The organism is uncultured Ilumatobacter sp. (genome assembly GCF_963980585.1).
Classification (GTDB): Bacteria; Actinomycetota; Acidimicrobiia; order Acidimicrobiales; family Ilumatobacteraceae; genus Ilumatobacter_A.
In genome coordinates this window covers 1-26,972 of the sequence record NZ_CAXCAM010000026.1, presented here as the reverse complement: position 1 = coordinate 26,972, position 26,972 = coordinate 1, and the positions used below count along the sequence as shown (strand labels likewise).

General features: G+C 64.0%; 29 protein-coding genes, 1 tRNA gene and 1 pseudogene. 12 read left to right on the top strand and 19 right to left on the bottom strand.

The annotated features are described in order from the left end of the window. Positions 1-27 precede the first annotated feature (27 nt). Positions 28-2,835 (bottom strand): type I DNA topoisomerase, encoded by a 2,808-nt coding sequence (gene topA, locus ACH2DW_RS09790; RefSeq protein WP_394929558.1) that lies wholly within the window; start codon positions 2,833-2,835, stop codon positions 28-30. A 149-nt stretch (positions 2,836-2,984) separates the two neighbouring features. Between topA and rsgA the strand changes: the two genes are divergently transcribed. Both rsgA and ACH2DW_RS09780 read left to right on the top strand, forming a co-directional pair. After that, the gene (rsgA, locus tag ACH2DW_RS09785) at positions 2,985-4,034 is read left to right on the top strand and encodes a ribosome small subunit-dependent GTPase A (protein WP_394929557.1); all 1,050 of its coding nucleotides are present in this window, start codon (positions 2,985-2,987) and stop codon (positions 4,032-4,034) included. A gap of 35 nt (positions 4,035-4,069) precedes the next feature. Continuing rightward, the gene (locus ACH2DW_RS09780; protein WP_394929556.1) at positions 4,070-4,564 is read left to right on the top strand and encodes a DUF427 domain-containing protein; all 495 of its coding nucleotides are present in this window, start codon (positions 4,070-4,072) and stop codon (positions 4,562-4,564) included. A gap of 53 nt (positions 4,565-4,617) precedes the next feature. On the opposite strand, the gene ACH2DW_RS09775 is transcribed toward ACH2DW_RS09780, so the two are convergent. The 8 genes from ACH2DW_RS09775 to ACH2DW_RS09740 all read right to left on the bottom strand — a co-directional run bounded on the left by ACH2DW_RS09775 (position 4,618) and on the right by ACH2DW_RS09740 (position 9,511). Beyond that, on the bottom strand, positions 4,618-4,989 hold the full coding sequence (locus ACH2DW_RS09775) for a DUF952 domain-containing protein (protein WP_394929555.1): 372 nt from the start codon (positions 4,987-4,989) through the stop codon (positions 4,618-4,620). Beyond that, a complete protein-coding gene (locus ACH2DW_RS09770) occupies positions 4,986-5,309 on the bottom strand; it encodes an STAS domain-containing protein (RefSeq protein WP_394929554.1) in 324 nt (107 codons plus the stop codon). The genes ACH2DW_RS09775 and ACH2DW_RS09770 overlap by 4 nt, the downstream gene beginning before the upstream one ends. 92 nt (positions 5,310-5,401) lie before the next feature. After that, positions 5,402-5,821 (bottom strand): TadE family protein, encoded by a 420-nt coding sequence (locus tag ACH2DW_RS09765; RefSeq protein ID WP_394929553.1) that lies wholly within the window; start codon positions 5,819-5,821, stop codon positions 5,402-5,404. Next, positions 5,821-6,087, bottom strand: coding sequence for a DUF4244 domain-containing protein (locus tag ACH2DW_RS09760; protein ID WP_394929552.1), 267 nt, complete (start codon positions 6,085-6,087; stop codon positions 5,821-5,823). Before ACH2DW_RS09760 ends, ACH2DW_RS09765 begins: the two co-directional genes overlap by 1 nt. Before the next feature lie 74 nt (positions 6,088-6,161). Beyond that, the gene (locus ACH2DW_RS09755; protein WP_394929551.1) at positions 6,162-6,920 is read right to left on the bottom strand and encodes a type II secretion system F family protein; all 759 of its coding nucleotides are present in this window, start codon (positions 6,918-6,920) and stop codon (positions 6,162-6,164) included. Continuing rightward, positions 6,917-7,582, bottom strand: coding sequence for a type II secretion system F family protein (locus tag ACH2DW_RS09750; RefSeq protein WP_394929580.1), 666 nt, complete (start codon positions 7,580-7,582; stop codon positions 6,917-6,919). The genes ACH2DW_RS09755 and ACH2DW_RS09750 overlap by 4 nt, the downstream gene beginning before the upstream one ends. Before the next feature lie 73 nt (positions 7,583-7,655). Then, complete coding sequence (locus ACH2DW_RS09745) at positions 7,656-8,849, bottom strand: CpaF family protein (RefSeq protein WP_394929550.1); 1,194 nt, start codon at positions 8,847-8,849, stop codon at positions 7,656-7,658. After that, positions 8,846-9,511 carry a hypothetical protein gene (locus tag ACH2DW_RS09740; RefSeq protein WP_394929549.1) on the bottom strand — a complete coding sequence of 222 codons (666 nt, stop codon included), beginning with the start codon at positions 9,509-9,511 and terminating at the stop codon, positions 8,846-8,848. Before ACH2DW_RS09740 ends, ACH2DW_RS09745 begins: the two co-directional genes overlap by 4 nt. 206 nt (positions 9,512-9,717) lie before the next feature. On the opposite strand from ACH2DW_RS09740, the gene ACH2DW_RS09735 reads away from it, so the two are divergent. Both ACH2DW_RS09735 and ACH2DW_RS09730 read left to right on the top strand, forming a co-directional pair. After that, positions 9,718-9,813: transfer RNA gene (locus tag ACH2DW_RS09735), tRNA-Sec, on the top strand. A gap of 155 nt (positions 9,814-9,968) precedes the next feature. Then, positions 9,969-11,300: an acyl-CoA dehydrogenase family protein gene (locus tag ACH2DW_RS09730; protein ID WP_394929548.1), complete on the top strand. Its 1,332-nt coding sequence runs from the start codon at positions 9,969-9,971 to the stop codon at positions 11,298-11,300. A 103-nt stretch (positions 11,301-11,403) separates the two neighbouring features. Here the strand turns inward: ACH2DW_RS09730 and ACH2DW_RS09725 are convergent, their stop codons facing one another. Together ACH2DW_RS09725 and ACH2DW_RS09720 are read right to left on the bottom strand one after the other, a co-directional pair. Next, on the bottom strand, positions 11,404-11,976 hold the full coding sequence (locus tag ACH2DW_RS09725) for a GNAT family N-acetyltransferase (RefSeq protein ID WP_394929547.1): 573 nt from the start codon (positions 11,974-11,976) through the stop codon (positions 11,404-11,406). Positions 11,977-12,026: 50 nt separating this feature from the next. Then, positions 12,027-12,965 carry an RNA polymerase sigma factor RpoD/SigA gene (locus ACH2DW_RS09720; RefSeq protein ID WP_394929546.1) on the bottom strand — a complete coding sequence of 313 codons (939 nt, stop codon included), beginning with the start codon at positions 12,963-12,965 and terminating at the stop codon, positions 12,027-12,029. A gap of 176 nt (positions 12,966-13,141) precedes the next feature. On the opposite strand from ACH2DW_RS09720, the gene ACH2DW_RS09715 reads away from it, so the two are divergent. From ACH2DW_RS09715 to ACH2DW_RS09705, 3 genes are all read left to right on the top strand, one after another. Next, on the top strand, positions 13,142-13,513 hold the full coding sequence (locus ACH2DW_RS09715; RefSeq protein ID WP_394929545.1) for a putative quinol monooxygenase: 372 nt from the start codon (positions 13,142-13,144) through the stop codon (positions 13,511-13,513). Positions 13,514-13,614: 101 nt separating this feature from the next. Then, positions 13,615-14,451: a Bax inhibitor-1/YccA family protein gene (locus ACH2DW_RS09710; protein WP_394929544.1), complete on the top strand. Its 837-nt coding sequence runs from the start codon at positions 13,615-13,617 to the stop codon at positions 14,449-14,451. 17 nt (positions 14,452-14,468) lie between these two features. Further along, positions 14,469-15,212 (top strand): hypothetical protein, encoded by a 744-nt coding sequence (locus ACH2DW_RS09705; RefSeq protein ID WP_394929543.1) that lies wholly within the window; start codon positions 14,469-14,471, stop codon positions 15,210-15,212. Positions 15,213-15,238: 26 nt separating this feature from the next. On the opposite strand, the gene ACH2DW_RS09700 is transcribed toward ACH2DW_RS09705, so the two are convergent. The 6 genes from ACH2DW_RS09700 to ACH2DW_RS09675 form a co-directional block, all read right to left on the bottom strand. Continuing rightward, positions 15,239-16,231 (bottom strand): alpha/beta fold hydrolase, encoded by a 993-nt coding sequence (locus tag ACH2DW_RS09700; RefSeq protein ID WP_394929542.1) that lies wholly within the window; start codon positions 16,229-16,231, stop codon positions 15,239-15,241. Positions 16,232-16,276: 45 nt separating this feature from the next. Continuing rightward, entirely contained in the window at positions 16,277-16,840 is a 564-nt protein-coding gene (locus tag ACH2DW_RS09695; protein ID WP_394929541.1) for a hypothetical protein, read from the bottom strand. 2 nt (positions 16,841-16,842) lie between these two features. Then, positions 16,843-17,715, bottom strand: coding sequence for a DUF455 family protein (locus ACH2DW_RS09690; protein ID WP_394929540.1), 873 nt, complete (start codon positions 17,713-17,715; stop codon positions 16,843-16,845). Positions 17,716-17,796: 81 nt separating this feature from the next. Then, on the bottom strand, positions 17,797-18,489 hold the full coding sequence (locus ACH2DW_RS09685; RefSeq protein ID WP_394929539.1) for a hypothetical protein: 693 nt from the start codon (positions 18,487-18,489) through the stop codon (positions 17,797-17,799). Positions 18,490-18,519: 30 nt separating this feature from the next. Further along, a complete protein-coding gene (locus tag ACH2DW_RS09680) occupies positions 18,520-19,980 on the bottom strand; it encodes an ABC1 kinase family protein (RefSeq protein WP_394929538.1) in 1,461 nt (486 codons plus the stop codon). A gap of 11 nt (positions 19,981-19,991) precedes the next feature. Next, positions 19,992-20,312 (bottom strand): TraR/DksA family transcriptional regulator, encoded by a 321-nt coding sequence (locus ACH2DW_RS09675; protein ID WP_394929537.1) that lies wholly within the window; start codon positions 20,310-20,312, stop codon positions 19,992-19,994. An 87-nt stretch (positions 20,313-20,399) separates the two neighbouring features. Here ACH2DW_RS09675 and ACH2DW_RS09670 point away from each other — a divergent pair, with 87 nt between their 5' ends. Together ACH2DW_RS09670 and ACH2DW_RS09665 are read left to right on the top strand one after the other, a co-directional pair. Then, positions 20,400-20,954 (top strand): peptidylprolyl isomerase, encoded by a 555-nt coding sequence (locus tag ACH2DW_RS09670; protein WP_394929536.1) that lies wholly within the window; start codon positions 20,400-20,402, stop codon positions 20,952-20,954. A 15-nt stretch (positions 20,955-20,969) separates the two neighbouring features. Beyond that, complete coding sequence (locus ACH2DW_RS09665) at positions 20,970-22,178, top strand: winged helix-turn-helix domain-containing protein (RefSeq protein ID WP_394929535.1); 1,209 nt, start codon at positions 20,970-20,972, stop codon at positions 22,176-22,178. A 21-nt stretch (positions 22,179-22,199) separates the two neighbouring features. On the opposite strand, the gene ACH2DW_RS09660 is transcribed toward ACH2DW_RS09665, so the two are convergent. Next, positions 22,200-23,051, bottom strand: a complete 852-nt coding sequence (locus tag ACH2DW_RS09660) for an oxygenase MpaB family protein (protein ID WP_394929534.1) — start codon at positions 23,049-23,051, stop codon at positions 22,200-22,202. 39 nt (positions 23,052-23,090) lie between these two features. On the opposite strand from ACH2DW_RS09660, the gene ACH2DW_RS09655 reads away from it, so the two are divergent. Genes ACH2DW_RS09655 through ACH2DW_RS09645 form a run of 3 tightly spaced genes read left to right on the top strand, consistent with a single transcriptional unit; the run spans position 23,091 to position 26,324 of the window. Next, the gene (locus ACH2DW_RS09655; protein ID WP_394929533.1) at positions 23,091-24,329 is read left to right on the top strand and encodes an AI-2E family transporter; all 1,239 of its coding nucleotides are present in this window, start codon (positions 23,091-23,093) and stop codon (positions 24,327-24,329) included. Next, the gene (locus ACH2DW_RS09650; protein WP_394929532.1) at positions 24,326-25,306 is read left to right on the top strand and encodes an asparaginase; all 981 of its coding nucleotides are present in this window, start codon (positions 24,326-24,328) and stop codon (positions 25,304-25,306) included. Before ACH2DW_RS09655 ends, ACH2DW_RS09650 begins: the two co-directional genes overlap by 4 nt. A gap of 4 nt (positions 25,307-25,310) precedes the next feature. Continuing rightward, complete coding sequence (locus tag ACH2DW_RS09645) at positions 25,311-26,324, top strand: MBL fold metallo-hydrolase (protein WP_394929531.1); 1,014 nt, start codon at positions 25,311-25,313, stop codon at positions 26,322-26,324. Between the two features lie 13 nt (positions 26,325-26,337). Here the strand turns inward: ACH2DW_RS09645 and ACH2DW_RS09640 are convergent. Then, positions 26,338-26,972 (bottom strand): annotated as a pseudogene (locus tag ACH2DW_RS09640) (xanthine dehydrogenase family protein molybdopterin-binding subunit); the annotation flags it as partial.

Below are 26,972 nucleotides of genomic sequence, written 5' to 3'. Positions count from 1 at the left end.
GGTGCCTGGCACCAAGTCGTCTGGTCATCAGGTTGCGTCGTCGGCAACGTCGGTGATGAGTGGCTTCTTCGCCGCTGCCTTCTTGGCAGGTGCCTTCTTCGCCGCGGCCTTCTTCTTCGCCGTGCTCTTTCTGGCCGTGCTCTTTTTGGCGGTGCTCTTTTTGGTCGCAGCCTTCTTCTTTGCTGCGGCCTTCTTCTTCGTGGCCTTGGCCTTCTTGCCCGGCGTCCCGCCTTTGGCGATGATTGCTTCGCGACGAATGGCAAGCAGTTCGTAGGCGCGCTCGGGCGAGATCTCCTCGAGCCGGTCGCCCTTGCCCAACGATGCGTTGGTCTCGCCGTCGGTGACGTACACACCGAAACGGCCATCCTTGGCGGTCACGTTCTTTTCGCTCACCGGGTCGACGCCGAACTCCTTCAGCGGGCCCTTGGCGGCGAGGTTGCTGCCGCCGCGCTTGTAGACCTTCGGCTCGGAGTAGATCTTCAGCGCCTCGTCGAGCGTGATCTCGAGCAGACGGTCCTCGGAATCGATGTTCCGGTAGTCCTTCTCCTTCATCACGTACGGCCCGTACCGGCCATTGTTGGCAAAGATCGGAATGCCGTCGGCCGGATCGTCGCCGAGGTGGCGTGGCAGCTGCAAGAGTTTCTCAGCGTCATCCATCGTGACGTTCTCAAACACCATGGTCTGGAACAGCGACGACATCTTCGGCTTCTCCATGCCCGGAGGAGGATTGTCGTGGTCGCCCCACTGCACGTATGGGCCGTAGCGGCCGTTCTTTGCGAACACCGGGAGCCCGTCGAGTTCGCCGATCGGATCGTCCATCTTCGGAGCGTTGAGTAACTCGATGGCTTTCTCCACGGTGAGTTCGTCCGGAGGCAGATCATCAGGGACCGACGCAGTGTCTTCGCCGCGCTTCACATACGGGCCGTACTTGCCCGGCTTGGCGACGACCTCGTTGCCATCGGGGTCATGGCCGAGCGGGAACGTGTTGATCTCGGCGGCATCGATGTGATCGAGGTTCTCTTCGACGAGTCGCTTCAGGCCGAGCAGTGCGTCATCGCCGTCGCCGGCCTCAGCAGTGATCGCAGGAACGGAGTCGTCACCCTGATCGCCCCAGTAGAACCGTTGGAGCCACTTGTCCTTTTGGCGCTCGCCCTTGGCGATGGCGTCGAGGTCGTGTTCGGTCGACGCGGTGAACTCGTAATCGACCAGTGCCTCGAAGTGCTCTTCGAGCAACCGGATCACTGCAAACGCGGTCCATGTGGGGACCAACGCCTGTCCCTTCTTCCACACATAGCCACGGTCTTGGACGGTCTGGATGATCGAGGCCCAGGTCGAAGGACGCCCGATGCGTAGTTCTTCCAGACGCTTGACCAGCGACGCTTCGGTGAAGCGTGACGGTGGCGTGGTGGTGTGGCCGTTCGGCGTGATCGACGAGATCGGCACGAGGTCGCCCTGCCTGAGGGGCGGCAGCAGTGCTTCTTTGTCTGCTGCGTCCTCTCCGGTCTCTTCTTTCGAGGCGACGTAGACAGCCCGATAGCCCGGGAAGGTGATCGTCGTGCCGGAGGCGGCGAATTCGCAGTCGACCAGCTCGCCGGTGGAGCGGTCGACGGAGTCGGCAGCCAGGCGAATCGAGACGGTTACACCGGCGGCATCGGCCATCTGCGAGGCGAGCGTGCGTTGCCAGATGAGTCGATACAGCGCAAGTTCCTGGCTGTTCAGCTCGGTCGACACGGCATCCGGAGACCGGTACGGCGTGGTCGGCCGGATGGCTTCGTGGGCGTCCTGGCCTTGCGTCTTCTTCTTGTATTGCTTGGGTGCAGCGTTGAGGTACTTCGACCCGTACTCGCTGGTGACGGCGTCACGTGTCGCGGTCATGGCCTCGTCAGAGAGGATCACATCGTCAGTACGCATGTAGGTGATGAAGCCACGCTCGTAGAGGCCCTGGGCGACACGCATCACCTGGCTGGAGGAGAGCCGCAATTTGCGCCCGCCTTCTTGCTGCAGCGTCGAGGTCATGAACGGAGGTTTCGGAGACGACCGGTACGGCTTCTCCTCGACCGAGCGAACAGTGAACTGCTTGCCGTCGAGCCCCTCTGCAAGTCCGCGTGCGCGGGCCTCGTTCAACTGCACCGGCGTCTTGCCGCTCTTGGGCGTGATGATCTGGCCGCTGTCGTTGAAGTCCTTGCCGGTCGCAACCTTGGCACCTGCGACACCGACCAGTTTCGAGTCGAACGACGGGTCGGTGGCCGTGATCGCGTCGATGTCCCAGTAATCGGTGCTGACGAAGGCGATGCGTTCACGTTCGCGTTCGACGATCAGGCGAACGGTGGGGCTCTGCACGCGTCCGGCCGAGAGGCCGCGGTTGACACGACGCCAGAGCACCGGCGAGACCTCATAGCCATACAGCCGGTCGAGGAGACGACGAGTTTCAGCGGCGTCGACCATGCCGTAATCGATGCCACGCGGGTTGTTGACTGCGTGATCGACCGCGGCCTTGGTGATCTCGTGGAACACCATCCGCTTCACAGGAACCTTCGGCTTCAGGTACTCGAGCAGGTGCCACGAAATGGCTTCCCCCTCGCGGTCTTCATCAGTTGCGAGATAGAGCTCCGAGGCGTCTTTGAGTGCCGCTTTGAGTTCTTTGACCACCGTCTTGCCCCGGTCGGTCAGCTCATAGGTCGGCTTGAAACCGTTCTCGACATCGATGTTGAGACCCTTGGATGGGAGGTCAGCGACGTGGCCCACAGAGGCGCGCACGTCGTAGTCGCTGCCAAGGAACTTGGACAGCGTCTTGGCCTTCGCAGGTGATTCGACGACGACGAGGGGTTTGGCCATGGGGCTCTCTCGCTAGGGGACGGTGGTGCGGGTTGTCAAGTGGCAGTGTGCCGGATCGACATCGATTTCGCATGGCAGCCCATTGTGGAAAGGTCCTCATCCCAACTTTCCCGTGTGCTCACGACGGTTCAACGAGGTACCTTCGCCGTATGCCCGTCGACCCTGAGCTCGGTGCGTTGGGCTGGACCGAAGCGTTTGATCGGAGCTGGCAGGACCTGGGCGCCCCCGGTCAGCCGGCGCGTGTTTCGCGCATCGACCGCGGCTGGAGCACGGCGATTCGCACGATGGCGCAAGCCCGCGGCACCGACGAGCCGGTCCGGATGCGCAATATCGGTGCCGAGGTCGCGGTCGGCGACTGGATCGTCGTCTCGGACGACGGCGAGAAGGTTGACCATGTCCTCGAACGCACCTCGGCGTTCACTCGTCGAGCGTCCTTCGATGGCATGCGGGCGGTGTCGCACACGCTGGCTGCGAATATCGACGTCGTCTTCCTCGTGCACGCGCTCGGATCACCACCAAGTCCGCGCCGTCTCGAACGCGAACTGGTTCTCGCGTACGACTCGGGCGCCGAGCCGGTGGTCATCCTGACCAAGACCGACCTGGTCGATGATCCTGAGCCGGGTCGGGCGGGGCTGGCCGAGGTTGCGCTCGGCGTGCCGGTTCTGCTGGCGAGCGGACTCACCGGTGAGGGCATCGATGTCCTGCGCGGCTACGCCGCTGGTAATCGCACGCTGACGTTTCTCGGTGCGAGCGGAGTCGGCAAGTCCACGATCGTCAATGCGCTGCTCGGCAATGAACGACAGGCAACCTCGGAGGTGCGCGAAGGCGATCAGCGCGGCCGGCACACCACGGTTGCTGCTGAGCTGGTTCCGCTCGCTGAGACCGGCTGGTTGATCGACACGCCCGGTGTGCGCGCCGTCAGTCTCTGGTTGTCGGGCAACGGCATCGAACGAGCATTTGCCGATGTGTTCGATCTGATGGACGGCTGTCGATTCAGAGATTGCAAGCATGACCAGGAACCGGGATGTGCGGTGCAGACAGCGATTGCGGCGGGCAACCTCGACCCGATTCGCCTATCAGCAATGGAGAAGCTGATCGAGGAAGAGGCCGCACTCGAAGAAGAGCAACGGGCGCGGGAGAAAGTTGCGGATCGCCGACGAGGTGGCAAGAAGCCACCGGAAAAGTCGGAATACCAATGAGGCGCCAGATCAGACCAAGTCGAGATGACCGCGACGTGAAGGCTGGTCGTGCGCCGAACGGCAAGCTGTACGAATCCGTGTGGGACTTTCCACGTCCGCCAGCGATCGAACCGGTCGAGTGGCGAATTCGTGTGCGGCATGCCGATGTCACGATCGTCGACGCGCCGCGGTGTCTCCGGGTCCTTGAGACCAGTCAGCCACCGGCGTACTACGTCGATTCGGAGTTCGTGGATCAGACCCTGTTCACGGCGACTGATCGACACACGTCGTGTGAGTGGAAGGGCGTGGCCGACTATGTCGACGTGCACGCAGGTTCGGCGGTCGTCCAGCAGAGCGCGTGGACCTACCGCAACCCCACCGACCGCTTCGCGCCCCTCGCAGGTTGCTGGGCGTTCTACGCGCAGCGATTCGACGAGTGCTGGGTTGACAATGAAGAGGTGACCAGCAACGAGGGCCAGTTCTACGGCGGATGGATCACCGCGAACGTGACGGGCCCGTTCAAAGGGGCGCCGGGCACTTTGCACTGGTAGCCCAGCGCCGTCGGGGTCGGGACCAGGTGTCGCTCTGGACTGGGCGTCACCCGTCAGCCTTGGGGGATTTCCCAGGCTGTGCCTGCGCGGGACCAGAAGCGGTGCATGTTTACCGCTCCGATGGGCAATGGCCCGTAGATGTGGGGGAAGAGCTCATCGACACCGGGTGCAGGTGGCTCCCACAAGATGTCCGCGGGGACGATCAACGGGTCGATCGTCAGCAGCACCAGCTCGGTCAGATCGCCATAGAAGCGGTTCGCTGTTGCCTCGAGTTGCTCGGCCGTCGAGCAGTGGATGAAGCCCACATCGTCGAGCGACATGCCACGTGTCGACACGGAGTATTCACCCGACGCAAAAGCGTTGACCCAGTCGTCGGGAAGCGCAATGTGGAAGATCGGATCGTCGGTACCGCTCTGCCCGGTCATGTAATTGACGTCCTGACGGCGATGGCTTGATCGAGACGTGTTCGTTCAAGCCGCGTCCGCAGCCGCTCGTCATTGCAGACGATTTCAAGGTCGCCGTCGGCTTGGCGCGCGGCGGCGGCAGCACCGAGCAACACGCCGAGGCCCGCGTCGTCGAGCGCCGCAACGCCGTCGAGGTCAGCCACGATGAGCTCGCCGCTGTTGGAATGAATCGTCCGCAGAAGTGCATCGCGAAAGATCGCAATCGACGCGAGGTCGACAACACCATCAACGGCGACGGTCGGGATGCCGCCGACGGTGCTCGAAGTGGTTCGCAGATCCATGGCGGATCAGGCTACGGCTGTTGTGTGCTGACGCTGACAGCTGTGATCGGGTTGAGGAAGCGAAGCCACCCAGGTCGCACGGGGATCGACCGTCAGGGTTCCAGTGCCATCGTGGCGGTGGCCTGGTGCGTGCTCGGCCCGATGAATTGCCCGATGATCGGCACGTCGGTGGGATCAACGTAGGTCACGGTGACCGTCACGGTGGTTGCGGTGACGTCGGTGCGCACCGCAATGGGCAGGTCGACTGCGGCAGCGGCAGCAGCCGATGCGGCCGACTGCGGACTGGCCGACACCGATGCTGCCCGAGCTCCTTCGCGGGCTGCGAGTTCGACCGCGAGTTCGTTGCGGATTGCAACGCCGACCTGCGTCATGCCCAGGAGCACGATGAGCACGATGGGCAACGCCAACGCAAACTCGACTGTGGCTTGCCCAGCTTGGCTGGACCCTGTTCGCGAAGCCTCGATGATCGACGGGGCCTCGCCTGACATGTCGCAGGTCGGACTGCCAGGCATCAGACGCGGTCGATCACGGCGTCGATCACGCGATTGAACAGTCGACTGATCTTTGCAGCGCCGCCGCCAGCACTCGCCCATGCAATGACGAGAAGTGCGACCATCGCGGCCGCGAGCAGCACGAGCGCGTACTCAGTCGTCGCCTGACCGCGATCGCCAGCCAGTCGGCGTTGGGCGGCGTGGCCGTGGCGGGTGCTGAGATGATTGATCGCTCCGATCTGAGCGGTGCGAATGTGGACGTAGAGGGCGAGCATGAGTGGTGGCATGGATGTCTCCGAACTGATCAGCGTGCTCGAGGATGCGAGACCGCGTGTGGTGTCCAGTCGATGTCGACGATGAGTCACCAGGCGTGCGAGCCGAGCGACGAAAGGGCTGCCAAGACCGCTGGGGCGATGGCGAGCAAGACGAATGACGGCAATGTGCACATCACGAGCGGGAACGACAGCTTGACGGGCAGCGACCGTGCGGCTGCTTCGTCGCGCCGCCTGCGGAGTGCCCGAGTTTCGTTCGACAGTTGCTGAACGGTCTGCGCAGTCGGCAATCCGTACCGCTCAGATGCGGAGATGAGCTCGGCGAATGGTGTGATCGCGGCGCCGAGTTGGCGACGCAGCGCACCGATCGAGTCGCCAAATGAATGGCCTCGTTCGAGTTGCACGGTGGCCGCCGCGAAGCCTGGTCGTGTTGATCGTGGCCCCCGCCGACTGAGTTCGATGATCGTCTGCCGTGGCGTTGCACCGGCGTGGAGGAGTACGACGACGAGATCGAGTGCGTCGGGTAGGGTTCGGGCGACTTGCTGCTGCATCCGACGCTGCGTGATGATTGGCGCAATGCGGACCCCGACCGCCGTTGCGGTGGCGAGTGTGAGGCCCAGGAGTGGGCCCACGAGCCAGATGGCAGCGAGCAACGCGGACAGTCCGAACCCGTGCCGCAGAGCGCGGTGATCCAGAGCGACCCGATGAGGACGCTGCATATCGCTGCCGCGACGGATCGAGCGCGGGCAGCGTCCTCGGCTGGCGACGCGGAAGGCGAGTGCTTGGCTGGCGATGGCGCACGCAATAGCAAGCCCGGTTGCATTGACCAACGGTGAGGTGGGGCTCATCCGGCCTGGCCCGCAACGATGTGCCGCATCCAGGCCCATCCACAGAGATTCAAGAGCAGCCCGGCGCCGACGAGCATGCCGCCCGCAGTGCGAAGCACGATGAGTCGCACGTCCGGGTCGGTCGCGAGGAGCAGCGCGAGCACGAGCAGCGGAACCGCAGTGAGGACATGGGCACTCAGCCGTGCCTGAGCGCTCTGCGCTGCGCGTTCGTGAGCGTCTGCGCTGCGCAGCCGGAGAGCAGATGCTGCGCGATCGATAGGTTCGGCCGCACTTCCTCCGTAGTCGGACGCGACCGCCAGCACTGACCAGACCAGATCGAGTGAGGTGTTGCCCGAGACTGCACCCGACGCGGCGATGGCGTCGGTGACAGACGCACCGCGGTCGAGTGAGCGGCGTAGCGAGTCCGTCCGAGCCGATAGTGCGACGTGGACGGGTCGCTCGTTTGCCAACACGCGCCTGAGGGTCTCGCCAGATCGCAGACGCCGTGCGATGGCATCGCACCACGTGGCCACTGCTTCGGGTGGGACGGGGCCGCGTGCGCGTCGACGCTGCCGCGTCGACGCGACGGCCCGTTGAAAAGCTTGCCGGAACGGTGGCAACGCGGTGGTGCGGTGCGCCGAAGCGGGTTGGGTGTGGGTCGTTCGTGCGCGGGGCTGGGCCATCCGGAGCAGCGCACAGGTGACCGCGAGCGCAAGGATCCCGGCAGTGAATGAGCTGGCTGTGGCCGGTCCCATGTCAGCGCCGCCGATGCAACGGAGCGATCGGAACGAGTTCACCATGGTCGAGGTGGGCGAGCAATCTCGTCGCGGGCGAGCCGTCGGAGGACGTGTCGACCACAACCTCGGAGATCGATTCGATCTGGCGCCGGCCGTCACGAGAACGGGCAACGTGAATCACGATGTCAACGGACCGCGCCAATTGCTGGCGGATCGCACGCATCGGCCAGGTCGGCGCTGCACGAAGGACGAGCGACTCGAGCCGATACAGCGCGTCAAGTGGACCGTTGGCATGACATGTCGAGAACGAACCGTCGTGCCCGGTATTCATTGCATGGATCATCCCGAGTACTTCGTCACCGCGAATCTCGCCGACCACCAGCCGGTCGGGCCGAAGGCGCAGCGCAGTACGGACGAGCGCAGGGAGACCGATCGGTGGTGGACCGTCGGGCGATGCAGCGCGGGCCTCGAGTCGGACAATATGTTGGTCTCGGAGCGGGAGTTCGGCGGTGTCTTCGATGATCACCACACGCTCGGTCGGCGGCAGCGTCGAAACGATTGAGGCCAGCAGTGACGTTTTGCCAGATGACGTGGCACCCGTGACCACGACATTGCACCGAGCGTCAATGACCTCCTGGATAAGTGAGGCGCCGCCGGAGTCGGTGTACGCGCCGAGCGGACGACTGTTCGCTGAGAATCGACGAATCGACAGGCAGGTGCCGTCGACGCTGACGGGCGCAGCAACGGCACAGACTCGCGACCCGTCAGCAAGTCGTGCATCGACGATCGGTGAGGTGGGGTCGAGGCGTCGTCCGATCGTGGCCAAGATTCGTTCGATGATGTGCTCAAGCGGTTGGCTGCGGAGCTGACCGACCTTGCTTAGAGCTCCTGCCCGATCGATCCAGATGTCGTTGCTCGCGTTGACCAACACCTCGTCGACGGTGGGATCTCGGACCCACTGGTCGAGTTCTCCGATGCCTGCAAGGCGCGCCAGCGCGGCGTCAGCCACGCGCCGCTGTTCGTCGACATGGTCGAGGGGGATGACGCGCCGCACTTGCTCGTCGACGAGGAGTCGGAGGTCGGTCGACTTGCTCGGCTGAGCAGAGTCCCGGTCGAGCACCTCTGCGGCCTGGCGGAAGACCAGCTCAACCGCGGCGTCGGCGTGAGAATCGTGGTGCTGGCCGCGGGCGTCGCGAGCCTCGGTCGCGGTCACGCGGCGGCTCGGCGGAGACTGCGGCGAATGGTGAATGGTGGCCGGCTCGACAGCAGGCCAGCGTCGACGGAACGAGCGACTCGCGGGTCGATCAGTAGCCGGGTCACGATGGGCGCACCCGTCGCTCGTTCGACGTCGCGAGCGCGTAACGCGCGGCCCGGCTCGTCGACGAGTACCACGCCTGTGGGTCGCACAGCGTCACGCGCGGCCTGGCGGAGTGAGAGGTAGCACGGGCGCGTGATCAGCCAACGATGTTCAACACATGCGGCAAGGCCCGGCGGAGGCGGGCCCGTACCCGCATCGATCCAGACTTCGCCTCCGACATTCTGTGCCCAGGCATCGAACCACGCACCGAGAGCGCTCCACCGAGCAGGTGCGGCGACGTTGGGTTGGCTCATCGCTGAGTGATGTTGCTCGCGGTACGGGAGGAGCACGGTCAGGTCGTCGATGTCGACGAGGAGGTCGTCGAGTTGCGTCGGGGCGCCGTCGGAGTCGAGCCAATCGGCAATGCCTGGACGGTCGGGCTCGGCCATGCCCAACACGGCCGGAATGTCACCGGCCAGGTCGACAAGCAACGCTGGTCGCGTCGATTCGAGCGCGAGTGTCGTGGTGACCACGGTGGTCCCCGAGCCGCCCTTGGCGGCCCAACAGAGTGTGACCATGTGAGTTCCCCTGGAGTGTTGAATGAGTCCACGGGGAGGAGTCGGATCACGCACGATACGGGCGGGGTCCCGATGGCCCACTGCGGTGACAAACTCGGTCTGCTCTGCCCAGCATTCAGCCGCTGAGCGGGCGCAGTTCACACAGACTGCAGCGGACAATCACCACGACGGCCGGTCGCGCGCCGATCGGCACTAGCGTCATCGGCGGAGATGTCTGGGTACCTGGTGGGCTCCGCCGCCTTCAAAGCGGTTGGGACGGGCGATCCCCGTCCGGCGGGTTCGATTCCCGTCCATCTCCGCCACTCGCGAGTGGTGTTGCGCCCGGAATCGGCTCCGGGCGCAACACTCCCTGCGATATCAGCGTGATGCCAACGTGACGCCAGCGCCGTGTCACCGCCGACTGCGGATGCCGGGCCACGATGAGACGCAGGCGTCGCGAGATCGGTAAGTTCGTCCCATGGCAGCTCTTGAATCCACCGTGGACATGTACGACCTTCGAATGTCAGAGGAGGTCCGACCGCTCTATGAAAAGGTCAAGGCCTTCATTGCCGAAGAGGTGCAGCCGATGTCGGAGAAGTTCTTCGAGCTCGGCGCGACACGCGAAGACCGTTGGGGGTACGCCCCCGGACAGCTTGAGCTCCTTCAGGAGGTCAAGGACAAGGCCAAAGCAAACGGGTTGTGGAACTTCTTCCTCCCTGACGCCGAGACCGGCGAAGGCCTCTCGAACCTGGACTACGCCTACATCGCGATCGAACTGGGCAAGAACCCGCTCGCCTCAGAATCGATGAACTGCGCTGCGCCCGACACCGGCAACATGGAAGTGCTCGAACGCGTCGGCACCGAAGCACAGAAGGAGCAGTGGCTAAAGCCATTGCTCGCCGGCGAGATCCGCTCGGCGTACGCCATGACCGAGCCCGATGTGGCCTCATCTGACGCCAAGAACGTCGCGTGTCAGGCCGAGCGCGATGGTGACGAATGGCTGATCAACGGCGAGAAGTACTACATCTCCGGTGCCGGCGATCCGCGCTGCAAGATCATGATCACCATGGTGCAGACCAGCCCTGACGGTCCGCCGCATCAGCGCCAGTCGCAGATCCTCGTCCCGGTTGACACGCCCGGCGTGCAGATCCTGGGCCCGATGCACGTGTTTGGCAAGGACGATGCCCCGCACGGCCACATGCACATCAAGTTCGACAACGTCCGCGTGCCGTACGAGAACATTCTCCTCGGCGAAGGCCGCGGCTTCGAGATCAGCCAGGTTCGCCTCGGCCCGGGGCGCATCCACCACTGCATGCGTGCCATCGGTCAAGCCGAAAAGGCCCTCGAGATGATGGTGTCGCGTGGCCTCAGCCGTGATGGTTTCGGCAAGCCCCTCGCCAAGCTCGGCGGCAACACCGAGATGATCGCCAAGTCGCGCATCGAGATCGAATCGATGCGTCGCATGGTACTCACCGCCGCTAATGCCATGGACAAGCTCGGCAACTCCGAGGCACGCGTCTGGGTGTCGGCTGTCAAGGCGATGGTCCCGATCCGAGTGTGCGAGATCATCGACAACGCGATTCAGATGCATGGCGCGACCGGCGTTTCGCAGTGGACGCCGCTGGCGGATATGTACACCTCGCAGCGCACCCTGCGTCTCGCTGACGGACCGGATGAAGTGCACTGGATGGTCGTCGGCCGCAAGGAAGTCAACGATGGCGAAGAAAAGGCCGCCTCGTACAACCCGAAAGAGACGTTCCTCGCCAACACAAGCGACGTGAAGGAAGGCGTGTTCTCGGGACCCGCCTGATCATCAACTGATTGCACGAACGGCCGGCCCGTTGCCCACAACTCGTGGGTGATGCGTCGGCCGTTGCGCGCTCGGCGACAACGAGACGCGGTCGTCTCGCGAGTCAGAGCGACGGTGGCCGGGCCTGCGTGCGTTCGAGCGAACGTGTCGGTCGGGGGATACCACGAGTCAGATCGACAGATTCGAGCTCGCGGAGATACTCAACGAGACGGTTGTCGTTTGCGCCGTAGAGGTCGAGCTGGTCGAGTTCGCCTGACGGTCGCCAGCCCAACTTGTCGAAGAAGCGTCGTCCGGTCGGACTGTCTTCGGGCACCCAGGCGGACAGCAGCCGCCCGCCGCGGTTACGCATGTCGTCTTCGGCGCGTGCAATCAATGCTGCGGCGATGCCACGGCCCCACGATGAGGGGTGCACCCAGATGTCGTCGATGACCGAATCGTGGCCATCCGCTCGAGCGACGACGTAGCCGACGACTCGGCCGTCGAGTTCGCCAACGAACGTGTCGGTGCCGTCGCGGAAGACGCCGTCGGTGCACTCGGTTCGCCGTGCGGCGTCAAAGCCGTCGACTTCGAAGACGGCAGCGGAGAACATGTACTGGAATCCGGCACGCCACGCAGCCGTGTAGGCGGCAACGATGGCTTCGATGTCGTCGAGCGTGGCACGTCGAACGAAGATCATGCACACTTGATCGGCGCAAAGCCGCTGCGGCTTGAGTCAGCTGGGTGAGATCAAACGGCGAGGAGGTCTCGAGCGCCAGTGTCGCTCGAGGGGTGACGCAGCTTGCTCATGGCGCGGGCTTCGATCTGCCGGATGCGCTCGCGAGTGAGGTTGAAGTGTTCACCCACCTCTTCGAGGGTGCGTGGTTCGCCGCGATCGAGGCCGAAGCGCAACTTGAGGATCTCGCGCTCGCGTTCGTCGAGCGGGGCGAGCAAACGGCTGATTTCTTCGGGTAGCAGCGCGGTGGCTGCCACTTCGAACGGCGACTCAGCTGAGCGGTCTTCGACCACGTCGCCGAGTTCTGCGTCACCATCTTCTCGGAGTGGCTCCGAAAGCGACAGTGGCTCTGCCGCGAAGCGCAGGGCCTCGGTGACCTTGTCTTCGGGCATCTCGACTTCCTTGGCCAGCTCGGAGAGCGTGGCGGGACGGCCGTACTTGAGTTCGAGGCGCGAACGCGCCTTCTGGAGGCGAGCCAAAGTGTCGCCAGCGTGGACCGGGAGACGAATAGTGCGGCCGGTGTTTGCAATGCCGCGAGTGATGGCTTGACGAATCCACCAGGTGGCGTAGGTCGAGAACTTGAAGCCCTTGCGCCAGTCGAACTTCTCGACGGCGTGCATCAGACCGAGGTTGCCCTCTTGGATGAGGTCAAGCAGTGGCAGACCGGAGGCCTGGTACTTCTTGGCGATTGAAACAACCAGGCGGAGGTTTGACTGTACGAACTGGCGTTCGGCTTGTTCGCCCTTGCGAGCCGTGCGGCGATACTCGCGCTTCTTGGCAGCAGTGAGTTCCTTACCGCCGGCATCGAGTTGCTCGATCGCTTCGTTGCCAGCTTCGATCGCCTTGGCGAGCCGGACCTCGTCGTCCTTGGTCAGAAGCGTGTACTGCCCGATATCGGTGAGGTACAGACGGACGAGGTCTTCGTCATCCCGTTCAACGCGATCTTTGGCCACCGGCGGCTCCCACTTGTTGATAGTCGTTGTTGTCCAGCGGCCGATGTGCTAAGTGCCTCGACCCCCGAGACAAGCGTCACGATACCGACCGCGGGCCCTCCACCAACCTGCCGCGGATGGAATCACCAAAATCGCACACTTCCGATTCGGCGCGGTGAATGAGGCACAGTGGAGCGATGACGGACAACTCGAACGCCGGCGACGCCGACAGTGGCCCAGACGGTGACCAGGAGATTGAGCTCGTCGTGGTCACGTTGACCTTTGACGCGAAGCCCAGCGATGCGGACAACGCCACGTTGCTTGGTGTGCTGTCCAAGTACATCGTGCTGACGCGCATGCAGGATGGTTGCCGCAATGTCGACCTTTGCTCGAGCGTCACCGCGCCGGGCCGTCATCTCATCGTGCAGAAGTGGGACTCCGACGAGACGCAGCGAACGCATTTCGACTCCGAACTGATGGTCGAGATGGCACATTCCTGCCAAGGGCTCCTGGCCTCCGCTCCCGACATTGACCTCTGGGAAGCAACCAGCGCCCACGATCTGCGCTGAACTGCTCATGGCTCGACCGGGTCGAGTGACGCCGGCCGAGAGGGTGCACGACGTGGCCGCCTGAAGGCGGTCCAGATCGTGCCACCGATAGGATTGCCCATATGTCTAATCCAGTCTTTAACGACGAGACCATGCGGCGAGATGCCGCAGGATGGGCGGCACCGGTCCGTGGCGGGCACACCGCGCCCGTTCCCACCGGATCGCCACTCAACGCCCCGGTCAACGACGGCCCGACCACACCGTGGTCGAAAGATGTCATGACCGTGAACGGCACGATCACCGCCACGGCCTCGCTGCTCATCCTGCTGCTCATCTCGGCATCGTTCGGGTGGAGTGCAGCAGGTGGCACGGCCCCCACCGGTGAAGCGACGTACTCGTTCCCACCCGTCGCAATGATCGGCATCATCGTCGGCTTCATCGCCGTGATCGTGTCGTCGTTCAAGCCAATGTTGGCGAAGTTCCTCGGCCCGGTCTACGCACTTGGCTACGGCTTCGCTGTCGGTGCGATCTCGAAGGGATACGAGACCTTCCAGAACGGCATCGTGCTGCAGGCCGTCGGTGCCACGATCTCGGTCTTCTTCGTCATGCTCGTCCTCTACCGCACCCGGATCATCAAGGTCACGGACAAGTTCCGGCGCAGCGTCATCTTTGCGACGCTCGGCATCATGGTGCTGTACGGCGTGTCGTTCCTGATGAGCCTGTTCGGCGCCGAGATCAGCTTCATCAACAGCCCGAGTCTGTTCGGCATCGGCTTCTCGGTGGTCGTGTGTGTCGTGGCGGCCATGAACCTCGCCCTTGACTTCGACCGCGTCGAGAAGGGCGTGGCAGCAGGCATGCCAAAGACCTACGAATGGGTGTCCGCTATCGGTCTGCTCGTCACCCTCGTGTGGCTGTACCTCGAAATGCTGCGCCTGTTGTCGAAGATCCAGTCGCGCTGAGCAACGCACCGATCTGAATGGTTTCCGACAGCACCCGTCGTCTCGTTGAGGCGGCGGGTGTTGCCTCGCTCGGGGTCGTGTTTGCGGGCGCGGTCGGGTCCGCGGTCGGTGTTGCTGTTCCCGCTGCGGTGATCGGCGGGCTGAATGGCGCAATCTCGGGTTGGCGGCGGACGTACGACTGGAAATGCTCCGACGGCGTCGTGGCGTTCACTCTCGACTCCACCTGGGGACTGCCGATGACCGGTGCCGGCCTTGTTGCCCAGAGCGTCGGTCTGCTCCGACCGTCGTCCGGCTACGTGCCTGAGCTGAGCGAGCGGCACAACCGGCATGTGTACCGGCGCGGGTTTCGAGTCCGCAAAGGGTTCGCCGTCACCCTTGGCAACGTGGTTTCCCAGGCCGGTGACATTGAGCGACCCCGACGCGCCCGGCTCGTCACCGACCACGAAGACGTTCACGTGTGGCAGGCGCGCTGGTTCGGCCCGGGCTATCCGGTGCTCTACGTCGGTTGGATGGTGCTCGGTGGCACTGTTGGCGCGCTCCGCTGGGGGAGCGATCGCCGCAAGCAAGGCGACCGGCTGTTCGCCACGATCGAGTCGGCGGCGTACTACCTCAACCCGTTCGAATGGTGGGCCTACAGCCGTGATGACTATTGGCCGCCGAGCGGAAAGGTCGCTGACTTCGGGTGGCGCCGCCCGTGTTGTGCGCCGCTGACCATCGCTCGCCCCGAACGTCCCTCTGGCCTCGCGCAGATCAGTCGCTGAACGTCATTGTGACGCGCTGCTGACCGTCAGTCGGTCACCGCTGCGAGTTGACGAAGCAGCGCAGCGTTGAACTCGGTCGGCTTTTCCTGCTGCGTCCAGTGGCCCGCGTCGGCGATCAGCACGTGGCCGCGGTAGTCCGGTAGCGACGTTGTCATCGATTCGACGTATTCCATCCGGTACGCGATCACCATGTCCTTGTCGCCGCCGATGAACGCGACCGGCATCGGTGGGGCCGCAAGACCCTTCGTCAGCTCCCAGTCGGCGTCGAGGTTGCGGTACCAGCTGATCGGGCCGAAAAACCCACTTGCGGTGAACTGCTCGACAAATCGATCGAAGTCGGCCGCGGGCAGCCACTCGGGGAGACCGTCGGGCACGCTGGCGGGTGCACCCCAGGTGTCGAGCAGGCCGGTTCCGGCCAATGGTGGCAGTTCGTCGGTGGGTGGCGGCGGTGCGGCGGTTTCACCCGAACCACCCCAGATCACGGTACGCAACGAACGAGAGACATCGGTCTCGAGTTCGTTCTCCGCCAGGTCGGGAAGTTGGAAGTACAGCATGTAGAAGAACCGGTCGCCGTACGTGGCGCTGAAGAGTTCGGTCGGCTGCAGCGGCCATGGGGTGTAGGGCACGCTGACGTTGACGACGCCGGCAACCCGCTCGGGATGGAACCTTGCCAGGTCCCACACCACGAGGGCGCCCCAATCGTGGCCGACGAACGTCGCAGTGTCGGTCTCGATGTCGTCGAGGAGCGCGATCAGGTCAGCCGAGAGGCGGTCGCTGCGGTAGGCGTCAACGTCCTTGGGCGCTGAGGACCTTCCGTAGCCGCGCTGGTCTGGCACGAGGACGCGGTATCCCGCAGCGACGAGTGGGTCGATCTGATGCCGCCATGAGTGTGAACTCTCGGGCCAGCCGTGCGCGAGCACGATGACAGGATCGCCCGGTGTGCCGGCATCGATGACGTCGAGGTCGATGCCGCCGAACTCGTCAGAGGTGTGGACGCGACGAACGGTCTGGCCAGGCATGGTGGAAAACGTAGATGATTGGTCGAAGCTGAGAGCCAGCGCGACTCAGTCGGCAGCGATGCCGGCGACGACCTCGGACCAGCTGAGTCCGTCGGCAGCCCAGAGCCGATCGAAGTCTGCATCGCCCGCGTCGCTGAAGCCGAAACGATTGCGATGGTTATAGCGCCAGCGCTGCGTATTGATCTCGATGCCAGCGCGAGCAAGCCGCCCAGCGCAGTAGGTATCCCACGCCGCAGACTCGGCCAGTGTGAGCTCGTCGTCTGTGCCGACGTCAGCGAAGTCAGCACGCATCCGATCGCGCGCACGCAGCAACATCCGACCAACCGATGTCCGGGTCTGGTTGACGCCCAGGGTCGTGAGCTGCTTGGTGTTCTCGATCGCTCCGCTCATCGCATCGATCACGATCGTGGCATCCGACGACGGGGCGTCAATCGAGCAGGAGATTTTAGCCAAGGGGGTCGTCTCGTCGACGATGAGCGAAATCGAATTACTGACCCCGAGCGTCTCGGCGAGCGAGGTAACGATGGCCGCGATCTCGTTGGCGTCGTATTTGACCTGAGTGAACTCAGCGGGATCGACCGAGACCTGCCCGGCGACGAGAGCGCTCACGATCAGGCGTCGGCGAACGCAGCAGCAGCTTCTTGGGCCTGCTTGATCGCCTGATTGCGTTCGTTGAAGGCGTCGACGCCGAGCTTGTTGATCGTGTCGTTCTCGTCGTCGGTGAAGCCGGCGAGCTCGCGGAACCGACGAGCCAACTTGAAGCTGCTCTCTTCATGGTCGCCGCGGGCGCCACCGAAGCTGAAGAGCTTGTCGACGACCTGCTGGAACTCGAGTGCCTTCGTGCGGCGGTCGGGGTCTTTCTCAGTGACCTTGCGCAGCCAGTCGGAGCCCATCTTGACGTGGGTGACCTCGTCGGCGAGCATCCAGTCTTCGCAGAACTCAAGATACGGATCGCCCGCCATGTCGCCGAATTCCTTCATCTGGGTGAAGACGTCGATTGCGAGCCCTTCGAGCGCCCGGTTGACCCCGGCGAGGCGAAGTACCGGATCGTTCGAGCAGGCAGCTTCGAACAGCACCGTGTTTTCTTGGAACTCACCGAGTTCAGTGCCCATCCAGTCGCCGAGCTTGGCGCTGATCTCGACGTGACGGGCTTCGTCCCACGCCTGACGGGCCATGTCGAGCTTGAGTTCGAAGGGAATCGTGTCGCCGCTGCCGTCGCCGGCCTCGAAATCGTGTGCGGTGCGACCGGCGCCTTCGAGTGCTTGGATCTCGCCGACCATGATGCCGTGCATGAGGCTGCGAGCGCGATCGGATGCATCGGGGCGATCCGGGGTCAGACGATTGCTCGCCGAACGAGACTTCGCGGACTTCCGCTTCGACTCGGGCTCCATCGGGTCGCGCGTGTCGGCGAGTCGTTCGGCCATGTTCGTCTGCACGAACCGCTCGTCGCGAGCGAGGTCTTCGACGGGAAAGAACTGACGCATGATGAACCCCCAGATGGTCTGGTCAGAATGATTGAAATCGATCGTAGTCGCGGATTGACACGCCGTGCTGGTCGGACGTGTTCAGGAACCGTCTGGCGATGCGCCACCGATGCTGCCGGGCCCGGTGATGCCGCCGGCCTCGACCATGATTGCTTCGAGTTTGGCCTGGTGACTGGCCGCACGTTGCACATGCTCGGGAGTGGTGATCAGAGACTGCAGCATCATCTCGCCATCGCGCCAGTCATCGAACTCGTCCTGCAGGATGAAGTTGATCGACCGGATGGTGGGAGCGTCGGTGATCTCGCTCGTGTTGTTGCGGTGGTACGTGTACGCCGAGATGAAGTGCGGGATCAGCACGCGGTAGACGCCGACGAGTTTCTCGATGGTGAGCTCGGGTGCTTCCGGCTCGGTCATCGCTTCAATGAAACGCACGATCGCGTCATTGGCCGGCACGGTCAGGCGCTCGGGCTTCATCTCGCGAAGTTCGGGAAGCCGCTGATTCCACAGGTCGGCGTGCCAGGCGTGGTGATAGCAGTGGGCCCCAAGGCGCATCTTGATGTCGAGCTCGGGAATGGTCGCGATCCACCCGCCCAATGCCTCAAACAGCTTCATCTCGGTCCACTTGTAATTGCCGACGCGACGAGCGGTCTCCGCAACACTGAACATGCCAGGCAGGTCGCGCCGGTCCCACGGAGCAAACGGCGCCCGCGCGGTCGACTCAGCGGTGGCGCCCGAAGGTGATGCAGCGTCCGATGTAGATGTGGTGTCCCCCATGCCGGCGACAGTAGTGCTCACGTGATCCGGTCAGCTCACCGGGCGCCCGGCGGACCACGCCGCCTCGGCAGCACCAATGTCGGTGGCCGGTTCGCCGTTCGCGGTGTACTCGAGCAGCATGGCTCGCCACGGACCATGCGCCTCGAGCTTGCCGAGGATCGCGCTCACGCCCCAGACGACGCGGTCGAGAATCACGAAACTCGGTGGAAGGTTGAGCTGTTCGATCACCGGAGCGTGCGGGCCCTGCACGTCGAGGATCGTGCCGAGCGTGTCGCGCATCCATTCTCGGGTGAAGGTGAACTCATCAGTGAGATACGGGGTGTACGGGCTGGACACGTAGTCGTAGACCAGCCCGGCATCGAGTCCGTGACCAGTCTTCAAAAAGCCGGACTTCTCCATTTCGCGTACAAGGAGTTCGGGGTCGCGGTCGACGATGATCGCGTCCATCGTGGGCTTCAACCCTTCCCATTCGCCAGGTGACCATCGCTTCACCAAGCCGTAGTCGAGGAACGTGATGCTGCCGTCATGGTGGAACTTGTAGTTGCCCGGGTGCGGGTCGCCGTTGAAGATCCCGTAGTGGTGAATGGCGCGTTGTGCGAACCTCCACAGGACTTCGGCTGCACGTTGCTTGGTTTCAAAGGTCTCGTTCTTGCGGAACTCATCGAACGTGAGGCCTTCGACCCACTCGGTGGTGAGGAGGCGGGCCGTCGAGTACTCGGGAACGAGCTTGGGGATGCGCACCCAGGGATGGCCGGCGAAGCGTTCCTCGAACTCGCTGACGTTGGCTGCTTCGAGCTTGTAGTCGAGTTCTTCGCGCATTCGTCCGCGCAGTTCGTCGACGAGCGCGTTGACGTCGAGACCCTTCAGCATCATCGCGGAGAACATCGCGTACATGACCTCGGCAGCGTCGAGGTCGCTCTCGATGGCTTCGTGCACGCCGGGGTACTGCACTTTGACTGCGACGACTCGTCCGTCCGGAGTGACGGCGCGGTGTACCTGACCGATCGATGCCGCCGCAACGGGGAGGTCGGTCCACTCGCGAAAGATGCGTTCGGGCTGACGACCGAGATCGCCTTCGACGACACCGGCAGCAAGGCTCGGGGCCATCGGAGCGGCATCGGCCTGCAACGTGGCGAGCGCATCTTGGGCTTCGTCGGGCAGCGCCTCGAAGATGAACGAGATCAGCTGGCCGGCCTTCATCAGCACGCCCTTCATCTCGCCGAGTTCCTTGGCGACGTCCTCGGCGGTTCGAATGGCGAACTGCTCATCGAGCGCCGCTCGTCGCTCCTGGTCGCTGGCGATGCCGCGAACCTTCGACACAGCGAACCGGGTGGAGTTGCGAGCTGACATCTTCCAGATCTTCGCTGACCGGGCGAACCGACTGGTCAGCGGCGAGTCGCTGGCTCTCTTGGCGGTCTTTTGTGCGGCGGTGGCGAGGCCGGTGGCCAACGCCAGCAGGCCAGCGAGTGTGGCGACGCCCCTTTTCTGCATCAGGCCAGTCCTCAGCCGAGCGTCGGAGTCGCGGTGCGGGCGGTGGGATGCGCGGCGAGCACGTCGTCAGCAATGGGTTCGCCGGTGATCTCGTCGGTCCAATAGTTCCCGTCGTTCAGTCGTTCGAGTGCGGTCTGGACATCGTTCAAGTCACGCTCGATCGCGTCGAGATCGAGCGAGTCCGCCTTGTCGATGTCGGGCTCAGCCGAAGCAAGGTCATGCGGGATCGTTTCGACTGCCGTCGGTGCCGGCACCTCGTGGGTGGCGTGGTCGACCGAAGCCTCAGAGTCCGCCGCAGGCTTCGATGGTTCTGGCACAGAGGGATCGTTCACCTGCACCAAGTTAGCCGCGCTTGATGTCTGGTCTTCATGAGCATCGAGCATCGAGCGTCGCTGCGCCTGCCGATAGAGTCGGGTGCCATGGCTTTCCCTCCTTTTGACGGTTCCGCACCCCAGCAGCAGGAGTTCTCCGCTCCGCCCGAGATGGGCATCGACCCGGCCAAGCGCTACACGGCCACGATGACCACCTCGCTCGGCGAGATCGTGATTGCACTCGATGCACTCAAGGCTCCCAAGACCGTGAACAACTTTGTGTTCCTGGCGCTCAACCATTACTACGACGGCGTGATCTTCCACCGCATCATCAACGGATTCATGTGCCAGGGCGGCGACCCGACCGGCACAGGTCGTGGCGGCCCCGGCTACCGGTTCGAAGATGAGCTGCCCAAGCCGCGTGAGTACCAGGTCGGCTCGCTTGCGATGGCCAATGCCGGGCCGAACACCAACGGCTCGCAGTTCTTCATCGTGTCGGGCGGGTCCGGCGTCGGGCTCCCGCCGCAATACAGCCTGTTCGGTCAAGTCGTGAAGGGTCTCGACATTGTCGACACGATGCAGAACGTTCCCACCGGTGGTGGCGACAAGCCGAAAACTGACGTCGTCATCCAGAGCGTCGTCATCACCGAATCGGCGGACTGACGCAGAGCGCGACAGATGGTGCCAGGCACCATCTGTCACACTCGCCCAGTGACCGAGATCTCACTTGCACAGGCGCGGCGGATCGCGCTGGGCGCGCAGGGATTCAACAACGCCCGTCCGACCGGTCGGATTGACCGTCGACACCTTCGCAAGGTGCTCGATCACATCGGGCTCATTCAGATCGACTCGGTCAACGTGCTCGTGCGCAGCCAAGAGCTGCCACTCTTCGCTCGGCTGGGTCCTCACCCGCGCACGCTGATCACCGACGCGACGCAGGCGGGCGAACTCTTCGAGTACTGGGTGCATGAGGCGTGTCACGTGCCTGTCGAGCAACGGCCGCTGTACGGCTGGATGATGACGGGCCATCCGCGCTGGAAGGCGATGCGCACATTCGCAGCCGAGCGACCTGAGCTGATCCAGTCAGTGCTCGATCGGTTACGCGCCGAGGGGCCACTGGTGGCGAGTGATCTGCAGATGCGTGATCGGCCGAAAGGTCAATGGTGGGATTGGGACGACGGCAAGTTCGCGCTCGAGCACTTGTTCCGTCTTGGTGAGGTTGCAGCGACTCGGCGACCGAACGACTTCGCGCGCATGTATGACCTTGCCGAGAGAGTCATCCCCGCCGACGTCCTCAATGCGCCGACGCCGACCGAGCACGAGGCAAAAAAAGAGCTCCTCGTCCTGGCAGCGTCGTATTTTGGGGTGGGGACCGCGGCGGACCTCGCCGACTACCACCGGCTCGCGCACACGCGTCCGCACCTCGCAGAGCTGGTCGAGGAGGGCCGATTGATCGCCACCAGAGTCGAGGGCTGGAAGCAGCAGGCATACCTCCACCCCGATGCGAAGCGTCCGCGCCGGATCACTGCTCGTGCTGTGCTCAGCCCGTTTGATCCGGTGGTCTGGTTCCGTGATCGCGCCGAGCGGCTGTTCGGATTCCACTACCGGATCGAGATCTACACTCCAGAGCCCAAGCGACAGTTCGGCTACTACGTGCTGCCGTTCCTCCTTGGTGACGAACTCGTGGGTCGCGTCGATCTGAAGGCTGACCGCAAGGCACGACAACTACTGGTCCAAGGCGCGTACGCCGAGCCAGGAATCGCCGAGGCCCACGTCGCCGAGGAACTCGCGGACGAACTCAAACTCATGGCTGACTGGCTCGGACTTGACGAGGTCGTGGTCAAGCCTCGGGGCGACCTGTCCGCAGCCCTTCGCGTCGCGATCTGACCGTCGTCGCGGCTGCGAGCGTCAGTTGGCCGGCAGGGCCCAGCGCAGCGTTCGCGTCACCAGCTTTCCGGCAGGTCGCAGCACGGCCGCCTCCGAAACAGGGAGCCATGGCAGACGCAGTGGGAAGCGTGTCCATGCCGGCATGAGGGCGACGGCCGCGGCGCAGATCAATCCGTACGGAGCGCGAGCAGCGAGGGGGAGCGGTGGCTGGATGATCAGGTAGCGCGCAGCGTCACGCGCCTCGCGAGTACCGCGGAGCTCGGGTCGGAACGTGCGGAGGTGCTGACGGAGCTCGTCCTCGGTTTCGGGTGGGTGTTCAACACCAAGGGCGCGAGCGACGACCGCCGACTCAGCCACGTACTGATCGCGTTCGCTCCCGAGGAGTGGTTGCAGTCCGAAGCGGTCGTGGGCTGCGAGAAAGCTGTCGAGCTCGGCGATGTGGACCCAGTGCAGGAGATGGGGGTCGTTCGCGGCGTAGGGCCGCCCGTCAGATGAGGTGCCGACAACATGCTGGTGAACACGATGAACGACGTCGACTGCTCGCTGTGCTTCGGAGGCTGGGCCGAACGTCGTCGCGGCAAGAAAGTCGGCGGTGCGCTGCAACCGTCCCCACGGATCGGCCCGATAGTCGGAGTGCTGTGCGACGCCGGCCATCGCGAGCGGGTGCAAGGACTGAAAGAGCAGTGCCCGCATCCCGCCGATGAACATTGACGCATCGGCGTGCACCCGACGAATCGGTGCATCGTCGTCAAACCAGCCGGGTTCACCGGTGTCGAACAGTTCGGTGCGGCGAACATCCGCGTTCGGTCCGACCACGCGATCGCGGATCTGGCTGCCGAGCCAGGAGCGGAGTTCCGCTGGAGTGGGCGCCATTGGCTCATCGTGTCACGGGATGCTGAGTACCATCCGGACGTGCCCGAAGAAAGTCCAGACGAGAACCAGTCGTCCGATGAGACAGGCGTGGGCAACGACGCCGGTCGGCTGGATGCCGATGGCAATCGCTTCGATCGGCGTTCCACTGATCGCGTGCTCCCACGGTGGGTGGTCCCCGGTATCGCACTGTTCTGGACCGGGTTCCTGTTCACCTTCGTCGCGCGTCACGTGTTTCACCGCCTCGCTTCGCTCCTCATTCTGCTGCTCGTTTCGCTGTTCCTGGCGCTGGCCATCGAGCCGGGAGTCAACCGACTTGCCGCTCGCGGCTGGCGCCGAGGGCGCGCCACCATGTCGATCCTGCTCGGCGTGCTCCTCACGTTCCTGGTCTTCGTGGTCGCGATCGGCACGCTGGTTGGCACGCAGATCGCGGACCTGCTGTCGGAGTCGAACGTCTACATCGAAGACACCGTCAAGTTCTTGAACGACACATTCGACACGCAGATCGATCCGCAGTCGGTGATCGACGAAGTCAACGACCCTGACGGTCGCGTGCAACAGTTCATCCAGAGCCAGGGCGACGAGGCAGTCCGCCTCTCACTCACTGCGCTGGGAGTGATCTTCCAGGGCTTGTCCGTGATTCTCTTCACCTACTACCTCGTTGCGGATGGGCCGCGCCTTCGCCGCATCATCTGCTCGCGCCTCACGCCACAGCGTCAGGACCGTGTCTTGAGCGCGTGGGAACTGGCAATCAACAAGACCGGCGGCTACCTCTATTCACGGGCGCTTCTTGCGTTGTTGTCGGCGTTCTTCCACTGGCTGGTGTTCCAGTCGCTGGGGACGCAGGCTCCCATCGCGCTCGCGTTGTGGGTTGGTTTCGTCAGCCAGTTCCTGCCGGTCGTCGGTACCTACCTCGCCGGCATCCTGCCCGTGCTCGTGACCTTCCTGGACTCCCCGCTCAAAGCGGCCATCGTCATCGGTTTCATCGTGATCTACCAACAGATCGAGAACTACTTCTTTGCGCCGCGCATCACCGCCCGCACAATGGAGCTACACCCAGCCGTTGCCTTCGGCGCAGCGCTCGGCGGCGCGGCACTGCTCGGCCCCGTCGGCGCGATTCTGGCTCTGCCTGCGGCAGCAATGTTCCAGGCGTTGGTGGGTGAGGCCGGCCATCGCTACGACGTGGTCGATAGTCATCTCACCAATATTCAGCCTCCCAAGCGGTCACGCGGGGCAGCATCGCATCCGAGTGCTCAGGCCGACTCGCCCAATACGCCGTGACCCGATTCGAAGAGACGCGGTTCGCTCGCGAGTCGTTCGCTCCAATTGCTGTTGCGACGCGGAGTTCCCTCGAAGAATCGCTCCACTTTGGAGCGGGTGTCGTGCTCGACGCCGACGGTGCCGTCGAATCCGAGATCGGTGATGCCAACCTCGTTGTCTATCCCCGGTCGTGCCTGAAGCCGATGCAGGCCGATGCGATGGTCGCGGCTGGTCTGCAGGTCACGACTGAGCAGTTGGCGGTGGCCTGCGCGAGCCACAGCGGCGAACCGCGCCACCTCGCCACGGTGTGCGCGTTGCTCGCTACGGCGGACCTGACCGAAGGGGACCTGGCCAACACCGTGTCGCGGCCGTATGGCGCCGCGGCCCGCTCGGCGCTCCGAGCGGAGGGCGTCCCGCCCTCGTCGCTCCAGCAGAACTGCTCGGGCAAGCACGCCGCAATGCTCGCCACCTGCCGCGTCAACGGGTGGCCGATCGACGGGTACCTCGCTGTCGAGCATCCGTTGCAGCAGATGATCAGCGCGCACATCGAGCTGCTCATGAGTGAGCCGGTCGCCTACATCGGGATCGATGGATGCGGCGCCCCAACTCAAGCGTTCAGCCTGCGCGGGTTGGCCAGCGCCTTCGGCACCCTCGCTCGTGGCTCGCAGGTAGCAACCGCGATGACAGCCCACCCTGAGTTGGTGGGGGGTACCGAGCGCGATGTCACGGACTGGATGCGCGCCGTGCCGGGCCTGATCGCCAAGGAGGGGGCCGCCGCAGTGATGGCGGGCGCATTGCCCGACGGACGATCATTTGCCTACAAGATCGCGGATGCAACCGAAGACGCGAGAAAGGTCGTGATGCTCGAAGCTCTTCGACTGCTCGGTGTCGACGCTGCCACGATCGCCGCCAACGAGCAGATCGCGAACGTTTCCGTCCTCGGGCATGGGCAACCGGTCGGTCGACTCGTTCCGCTCGAGTGGTCAGAACGAAGATGATGGCGTGAGCAATCCGATCGACTTCGTCTCCCTCGACAAGGACGCCTTTGCGTACGGAGCTGTGGAGCAGCTGGCGCCTGGCATTCGCCGTGTGATTGCGAAGAACCCGTCGAAGTTCACGTATCACGGCACCGGCACCTACATCATCGGCGAAGGCGACGTTGCCGTCGTCGACCCCGGTCCGCAGATCGATACCCACCGCGACGCGCTCGCTGCAGCACTCGACGGCGAGACAGTGCGGACCATTCTGGTCACGCACTGCCACGCCGATCACTCTCCGCTCGCGGCCTGGCTCCATGCCGAGACGGGCGCGCCGACCGTTGCTTTTGGTCCACACGACCGACCTGACGCCGAGCCGTGGGATATCGGGACCGATCCTGAGGGGTTTGGCATCGCGCCGCCGTCCGAAGAACCTGAACCCGACACCGCAGAGCCAGAGGTCAAAATCGAGGAATCGACCGATCATGCGTTCATCCCCGACTTGGTCGTGAACACCGGCGACGTTGCGGCAACGGGTTCCATCGGCTCGACGCCATGGACCGTGACAGCCCTCCACACGCCGGGTCACACGTCCAACCACACCTGCTTTGCCTTCAATAATGGTTCGACCACCTCGCTGTTCAGCGGCGACCACGTGATGGGTTGGAGCACGACGGTCGTCTCACCGCCCGACGGCGACATGGCTGCCTACTTTGAATCCCTGCGCGTCGTAGCTGGGCGGACCGATGACGTGATCATCCCGACGCACGGGTCACCGGTGACCGACCCGCAGACCTATGTGCGTCAGCTGATCGCCCACCGCGCAGCACGTGAACAGCAGATCGTGGACGCCGTTCGCCGCGGACTCACCACGATCCCCGAAATGGTCACCGAGTTGTACGCAGCGGTCCGCGTCGAGCTGCACAAGCCCGCTGCGCGCAGCGTGCTGTCGCACCTCGTCAAACTCGTCGACGAGGGCACTATCGCTCTCGACAGCTCGGCCAAGCCGCGCCTCGACAGCGTCTACGCGGCGGTCTGATCCCGGAGGTCAGTCAGATTGCAACGTCGTCCGGGGCGGTCTCCGGTTGCTCGGCGTCGACCTCGGCCCGGTTGCGAGCAAAGATGTCGGGCGGCTCGATCCACGGGTCAGGCAGCGTGCCGGAACGGGCGTGTTCGATGGTCGTCCACACCCGCTCCGGGGTGCAGGGAAGGTCGATGTGGCGCACGCCGAGATGGGCGACCGCATCGATGACAGCGTTCTGCACCGCCGGGGTCGCACCAATGGTCGCAGCTTCGCCAATACCTTTCGCTCCAAGCGGATTCAGCGGCGTGGGCGTCTCGGTCGAGACGACCTCAAACGACGGCAACTCGGCAGCGGAAACGATGGCGTACTCAGCAAGATTCGAGGTGACCGGGTTGCCATCTCCGTCGAAGAGTACCTCTTCGAACAGCGCTTGTCCGACGCCCGCAGCGATACCGCCATGTTGCTGGCCTTCAACAATCAACGGGTTGAGCACGGTGCCGCAGTCGTCGACTGCGATGTGGCGCAGCAGCGTCACCTTGCCGGTTCCCGAGTCCACCTCGACCACGGCGATGTGGGTGCCAAATGGGAAGGTGCCACTCTCCTGCACGAAGTCGAGCTAGCCGTTCAACTGCTCGCCTTCGGCCGCCGCGCGTCCCGCCAGGT